Below are 7,045 nucleotides of genomic sequence, written 5' to 3' on the forward strand. Positions count from 1 at the left end.
CGGCCTGGTGCTGTACTGGGTGGTCAATGGTGGCTTGGGCCTGCTGCAGCAGTGGTGGATGACCAAGCGCCACGGCAGCGATCCGGTGCCGGCCACGGCAGCTACCGCTCCGGCCAAGAAAAAGTAAGGCGCGTCTGCGCCGACGGGTAGAGCCGGCCGCTGGCCGGCTGGCCCAGCAAAGGCCCGCCGCAAGGCGGGCTTTTCGCATGCAGCGTTAGAATCGCCGGCACACCATTCCCCTTTGTTCGAGTCCGCCATGCTGCGTGCGCCGTCGTTCCGCCTGTTCCTGCCCAGCCTGCTGTTGACCCTGCTCGTGGCCGGCTGCAGCGACAAGGACGCGCAGGCACCGGCGGCAGTCACCCAGCCGAGCGCACAGGCCGCTGCCGCCGCCGACCCGGCCGCCGCGCCGTTGCTGGGCGCATTGCAGAAGCAGCTCGACGGCTATCGACGGATCATCGTGCTGCTGGCCGATGAGGAACAGCAGTCCGAGGCCGATCGCACCACCTCCACCCGCATCGGCCAGCAACTGTTCCACGATGGCCTGGAACAGCGCAGCGCCATTGCCGCGCAGTTCGACACGCTGCTGCGCGGCACCAGCCCGCAGCGCTTCGCAACCCTGGGCACGGTGCTGGATTACATCGAGTCGGCACCGGAACTGTTCGATGCCGATCGCCTGGCGTTCCGCGAGGTGCTGCGTGACCTGCACGAACGCATCGGCGCTGACTCCTCGTTGCCGGCGGTGAAGCTGCACCAGCGCATCGGCGAAGATCTGGAGGCGCTCGACGAGATCGAGCGCAACTACAACCAGGAACTGACCCGCATCTTCAGCCGCTTCGAGCGCACCCGTGCCATCGAACTGAAGCGCGAGAAGTGGGACGACTACATCGCGCACCTGCACAAGGACTACAGCCGCGAAGCGATCCTGCGCGACTACGGCGTGATCGAGCCGTACCCGATGTCGATGAAGGACAGCGACCGCGAGATCTTCGGCCGCGATCTGCCACCGAAGACGGTGGTGCTGACCTTCGACGATGGCCCGCACAAGGCCTATACCGATGAAGTGGTGGCCATCCTCAAGCGCTACGACGTACCGGGCGTGTTCTTCGAGGTCGGTCGCAACCTGGGCAAGGTCGACACCGACGGCAAGGTCAGCCTCGGGCCGATGGCGAAGATCAGCCGCAACCTGATGGAAGAGGGCTACGCCGTCGGCAACCACAGCCTGACCCATGCGCAGCTGTCGCGCACCACCGGTGATGCGCTGCGCCAGCAGGTGCTGGACACTGATACCCTGCTGAAGGACGTGGACAGCAAGCGCGCGCCGCTGTTCCGCTTCCCGTATGGCGCACGCAACGCCGAAGGCCTGCAGCTGCTCAACGAGGCGGGCCTGAAGTCGATCATGTGGAACATCGATTCGATGGACTGGGCCGACCCGGTGCCCGAATCGATCGTGCAGCGCGTGCTCGACCAGGTGAACAAGGAACAGCGCGGCATCATCCTGTTCCACGATATCCACGACCGCGCGGTGAAGGCATTGCCGCAGATCCTGGACCGGCTGATCGCCGACGGCTACCAGTTCGCCGGCTGGAATGGCCGCGACTTCAGCGTCGCCCGGCCGCGCAAGGGCAGCGACCGCGATGCCACCGTCACCACCGGCTATGAAAAATCGTGGGCGATCGTGGTCGGCATCGACACCTACGCCAAGTGGCCGAAGCTGGAATACGCCAGCCATGACGCACAGGCGGTGGCCGATACCCTGACCGGGCAGTTCGGCTTCCCGTCCTCGCAGGTGATCGTGCTGAAGAACGAGCAGGCCACCCGCAACAACATCCTGGCCGCCTTCCACGACCGCCTCGCCGACGACCGCACCGGAAAGAACGACCGCGTGTTCGTGTTCTTCGCCGGCCATGGCGCTACCCGCCAGCTCGCCTCCGGGCGCGACCTCGGCTACATCATCCCGGTGGACTCGGACCCGAAGGAATTCGCCACCGACGCCATCGCGATGACCGACATCCAGAACATCGCCGAAAGCATGCAGGCCAAGCACGTGATGTTCGTGATGGATGCCTGCTACAGCGGCCTCGGCCTGACCCGCGGCGGCCCATCGTCGTCGTCGTTCCTGCGCGAGAACGCGCGCCGCAGYGCGCGGCAGATGCTGACCGCCGGCGGTGCCGACCAGCAGGTGGCCGATGCCGGCCCGAACGGCCACTCGGTGTTTACCTGGGTGCTGCTGCAGGCATTGGCTGGCAAGGGCGATCTCAATGGCGATGGCCAGATCACCGGTACCGAGCTGGCCGCCTATGTGGCGCCGGCGGTGTCGGCGGTCTCGCAGCAGACGCCGGCGTTCGGCAGCTTGCCCGGCTCGCAGGGGGGCGAGTTCGTGTTCCAGGTGCCGGACAGCCAGGAATACCTCAACGCCGATACGCGCCAGCTGACAGCCGACGCGATCGCCCTGAACAACAAGGTCGACGCTGCCCAGGACGCCAAGAACAGCGAAGCGCCAGTGACCGTGGCCGACCTGCAGGGTGGCAAGGCCAAGCTGGTGGTGCCGACGGCCGGACCGGCCTCCGACCGCCAGCGCGCGCAGCAGGCCAATGACCGTGGCCTGCAGTTGTACCGCGAGAAGCGCTACGACGAAGCCGCCGTGCAGTTCGCCGAGGCGCTGAAGCTGCGCCCTGATTTCGCCCAGGCGGCCAACAACCTCGGCTTCGTCTATTACCGCCAGCAGCGCTACGCCGAAGCGGCGCGCTGGCTGGAGAACACCCTGAAGATCGATCCGTCGCGCGCGGTGGCCCATCTCAACCTGGGCGATGCCTACTTCAACGCCGGCGACAAGGCCAAAGCGAAGCAGGCCTACACCACCTACCTGGCCCTGCAACCGCAAGGCAGTGGTGCGGCGCAGGCGCGCGCGCAGCTGGAGAAGCTCTGAGCGATGAACGATATGAAGCGTACCGAGACCATCGTGGCCATTGCCAGCGCACCCGGCGCGGGTGGCGTGGGCCTGCTGCGCCTGTCAGGCCCGCGTGCCGCAGCGATTGCCAACGCGCTCGGCGCACCGACGTTGCGCCCGCGGCATGCGCATTACGCGCGCCTGCGCGATGCAGACGGTGAGGTGATCGATGATGGCATCGTGCTGTGGTTCCCGGCGCCGAACAGCTTCACCGGCGAAGAAGTGGTGGAGCTGCAGGGCCATGGCAGCCCGGTGCTGCTGCAGCAACTGGTCGCGCGCTGCATTGCATTGGGCGCGCGGCAGGCGCGGCCCGGCGAGTTCAGTGAGCGCGCGTTTCTCAACGGCAAGCTCGACCTGGCACAGGCCGAAGCCATCGCCGATCTGATCGCGGCCGGGGACAACCGCGCTGCGCGCGCGGCACGACGTTCACTGGACGGCGTGTTCTCGCGCCGCATCGARGCGGTGGTCGAACAGCTGGTGCTGCTGCGCATCCACGTGGAAGCAGCCATCGATTTCGCCGACGAACCGCTGGATACGCTGGGTGGTGCACAGGTGCGGCGCGGGCTGGAACAGGCCCGCAGCGATCTGGCCCTGCTGCGTCGCGACGCAGAGCGTGGCCGCCGCCTGCGCGATGGCCTGCATGCGGTGCTGATCGGGCCACCGAATGCCGGCAAGAGTTCGCTGTTGAACGCGCTGGCCGGCAGCGAGCGTGCCATCGTCACCGACATCGCTGGCACCACCCGCGACACGCTGCGCGAGACCATCCGCCTGGATGGCCTGGAGCTGACTCTGGTCGACACCGCTGGACTGCGCGACGGTGGCGATGCCATCGAACGCGAAGGCATGCGTCGCGCGCGCGCGGAGATCGAGCGCACCGACCTGGCGTTGATCGTGCTGGATGCACGCGATCCGGCAGCCGGCGAAGCCGCGATCGGCGAAGCGGTACTGGCGGTGCCGCACAAGGTCTACATCCACAACAAGTCGGATCTGCTGGATGCGATGCCGGTGCGGGACGACCCGGACCGCGTTTTCGTCTCCGCTGCCACCGGCGCGGGACTGGACGAGCTGCATGCGCGCCTGCGTTCGATCGCTTCGGCCGGGGCAGGGGAGCAGGTGGAGGGCGAATTCTCCGCACGCACCCGCCACGTCGATGCGATCGAGCGCGCGCAGGAACACGCGCAGCGGGCGGATGGCGAGCTGGTGCACGAGCACCTGGAGCTGGCGGCCGAGGAGCTGCGTCTGGCGCACGACGCGCTGGGCGAAATCACCGGGCAGATGAGTGCCGATGATCTGCTGGGCAGGATTTTCTCCAGCTTCTGCATCGGCAAGTAGGCCTTGGTAGTGCCGGCCGCTGGCCGGCAATCCAGCCAAACGAGCTCCTCGGGGTGAGATCCCCGAAGGGGCTTTGACCCCACAAAATGACGCGATCGTCCCAATATTCCAGAACCTTGCCGGGCACGCTTGAGTACCTGCTCCGACCACGCTAGCGTGAAGGAAACTCTGGCAAAGGAACTGCAGATGCATCAGGACCATGTTTCTTACGTCCACTTCACCAGCCCGGCGCAGCTCACCCGTGCACTGAACTCGCTGGCGGGCATCATCGAAGGGATCTCCATTGATGGGGAGATCAACGCCGATGAACGCCGCTTCCTGGCTCATTGGATCCAGGATCATCTTCATCAGCGCCAACAGCACCCCTTCACCGAACTGATGCCGGTGGTCGAGCGCGCGCTTGGCGAGGGCCGCATGGACGAAGATGCGGTGGAAGACCTGCGATGGTTGATCGACCGGATGCGTTCAAGTGATCGGGTCAACGCTACTACGGCCGATCTCCAGCGGTTGCATGCTGTGCTGGGCGGCATCATCGCTGACGGCCGCGTTTCGGAAACCGAGTTGCGTGGCCTCTCGGACTGGATGGAAGAGCATGTCCATCTGCAGGGATGCTGGCCTTACGATGAAATCGGACACCTGGTGGCCAAGGTGCTGACTGATGGCGTGGTGGATGGCCAAGAACAGGATCTGCTTCGCCAGTTCTTCAGCGAGTTCATCGCCTTGGGCGACGACCGCACCCTGACCGATCCGTCGTTGCAGATCGCCGGAAGTCTGGTCGGGCTTTGCGCGGTGGCTCCCGAAATCCATTTCGAAGAGAAGGGATTCTGTTTCACGGGTGCTTCGTCCCGAGGGTCACGCGCCGATATCCACGCGCTGGTGACGGCACGAGGAGGACGGGTGCACAGTGCACCATCGAAGAAGGTGGACTACCTGGTGATCGGCGCTGAGGGAAATCCCTGCTGGAGTTACGCCTGCTACGGTCGCAAGGTGGAACGCGCAGTGGAACTGCGCAAGGAAGGACTCCGGATCATGATTGTCCATGAGCGTGATTTCCACGACGCCTTGGTTGACTGAGGATGCCGGGTCGGAGCCCCTTCGGGGATCCGACCCCAGCTCCCCCAACCTGTCACATTCCCGCCGCATACTGACGCCCATCACAAACCGCTTGGGGAAGTCGCAGTGAAGTCGTGGGGTCGTGCGTTGCTGTTGTCGCTGGCCGTGGCACCATCGGTGGCCATGAGTGCTGAATCCTCCCCTCCGGCCGCGCCCAAGGCGTCGGTCTACGGCCACCGCGGTGCAAGCGCGCTGCTGCCCGAGCACACGCTGGCGGCCTATGCGCAGGCCATCGCCGACGGTGCCGATTACATCGAACCGGACCTGGTGATGACCAAGGACGGGGTGATGGTGGCCCGCCATGAGAACGAAATCGGTGGCACTACCGATGTGGCCGAGCACAAGGAATTCGCCAAGCGGAAGACCCGCAAGGTCATCGACGGGCAGACGGTCGAAGGCTGGTTCACCGAAGACTTCACCTTGGCCGAGCTGAAGACCCTGTACGCCCGCGAGCGCCTGCCGGAGTTCCGCAGCACTGCCTACGACGGCCAGTTCCGCATTGCCAGCCTGGACGAGATCCTGGCGTTCCTGGTCCAGCAGGCCGGTCGTGCCAACCGTGGCATCGGCCTGGTGCCGGAGATCAAGCACCCGACCTACTTCCAGTCGATCGGCCTGCCGATGGAAGACACGCTGCTGGCCGCGCTGCGCGGCAACGCCTATACCAACGTCGGCCCGGTCACCATCCAGTCGTTCGAAACAGCCAACCTGCGCTACCTGCGCGGCAAGATCCCGCGTGGCAGCAACATCCGCCTGCTGCAGCTGCTGTGGAAGGGCGATACGCAGCCGGCCGACATCGCCAAGGCCGGCGGCGCGCTGACCTATGCGCAGATGATGACCCCGGCGGGGCTGAAGGACATCGCGGCCTATGCCGACGGCATCGGCCCGGAGCTGCGCTCGATCATCCCTCTGGATGCCAACGGTGCGCTGGGCACGCCGACGTCGCTGGTGCGCGATGCGCACGCGGTGGGCTTGATGGTGATTCCGTACACCTTCCGTCCGGAGAACCATTTCCAGGCCAGCAACCTGCGCAAGGGCGCGGACAATGCGCGCAACGCGGAGGGGTCGATCGCGGAGATGCGTGCCTACCTGGCGACCGGCATCGATGCCTTCTTCACCGATGACCCGGCCCTGGGCCGGCAGGCGGTGGATGGAACGGGCGCGGCGGTGAACGCGGCGAACTGACCCGCTCTGGTAGATGCCAACCTTGGTTGGCACGCGGTCGCAGCAGGGAGCATGGGAACGCCGGACGCATGAGCGCCGACCAAGGTCGGCTACTACCGGAACGCGAGAATGCGGCGCCCAGGGTCAGAGCCCCTTCGGGGATCCAACCCCGACACGCTTAGGAGCTTGCCGGCCATCGGCCGGCACTACCGTTGCATCACGAGCGCGGGTCTTCCGGCCGGCGGAACGGGATCACCACATAGTCCTGCCCTTCGCGCGGCTGCCACAGCACCGGCACGCGCTGCGGCGACGGCGGCTCGAGTTCGTCATCGGCCAGCGGCTCGACCTCGTCTTCCTCGTCCTCCCAGCTGTAACGCGGGCGCGGCGGCAGCGGATCGGCGTTGCGGAACAGCAGCGCGGCGATGATGCCGGCGAAGGCTCCACCCATGTGCGACTGCCAGGACACACCGTCGGCATGCGGCAGCACGGTCA

Annotated in this window: 4 protein-coding genes and 1 pseudogene; 4 read left to right on the forward strand and 1 reads right to left on the reverse strand. The window is 66.1% G+C overall.

Annotated elements, in window-relative coordinates:
* Positions 1-256: 256 nt before the first annotated feature.
* From AB4Y84_RS08905 to AB4Y84_RS08920, 4 genes are all read left to right on the forward strand, one after another.
* Positions 257-2,926 carry a polysaccharide deacetylase family protein gene (locus tag AB4Y84_RS08905; protein WP_442244254.1) on the forward strand — a complete coding sequence of 890 codons (2,670 nt, stop codon included), beginning with the start codon at positions 257-259 and terminating at the stop codon, positions 2,924-2,926.
* 3 nt (positions 2,927-2,929) lie between these two features.
* On the forward strand, positions 2,930-4,279 hold the full coding sequence (mnmE, locus tag AB4Y84_RS08910) for a tRNA uridine-5-carboxymethylaminomethyl(34) synthesis GTPase MnmE (protein ID WP_032978488.1): 1,350 nt from the start codon (positions 2,930-2,932) through the stop codon (positions 4,277-4,279).
* Positions 4,280-4,435: 156 nt separating this feature from the next.
* Positions 4,436-5,353 carry a BRCT domain-containing protein gene (locus AB4Y84_RS08915; protein WP_223483110.1) on the forward strand — a complete coding sequence of 306 codons (918 nt, stop codon included), beginning with the start codon at positions 4,436-4,438 and terminating at the stop codon, positions 5,351-5,353.
* Between the two features lie 105 nt (positions 5,354-5,458).
* The gene (locus AB4Y84_RS08920; protein ID WP_363734115.1) at positions 5,459-6,574 is read left to right on the forward strand and encodes a glycerophosphodiester phosphodiesterase; all 1,116 of its coding nucleotides are present in this window, start codon (positions 5,459-5,461) and stop codon (positions 6,572-6,574) included.
* 196 nt (positions 6,575-6,770) lie between these two features.
* Here the strand turns inward: AB4Y84_RS08920 and AB4Y84_RS08925 are convergent.
* Positions 6,771-7,045, reverse strand: a pseudogene (locus tag AB4Y84_RS08925) (rhomboid family intramembrane serine protease); the annotation flags it as partial.

The sequence above is a fragment of the Stenotrophomonas sp. 2YAF22 genome (genome assembly GCF_052114665.1).
GTDB classification, from domain to species: domain Bacteria; phylum Pseudomonadota; class Gammaproteobacteria; order Xanthomonadales; family Xanthomonadaceae; genus Stenotrophomonas; species Stenotrophomonas indicatrix.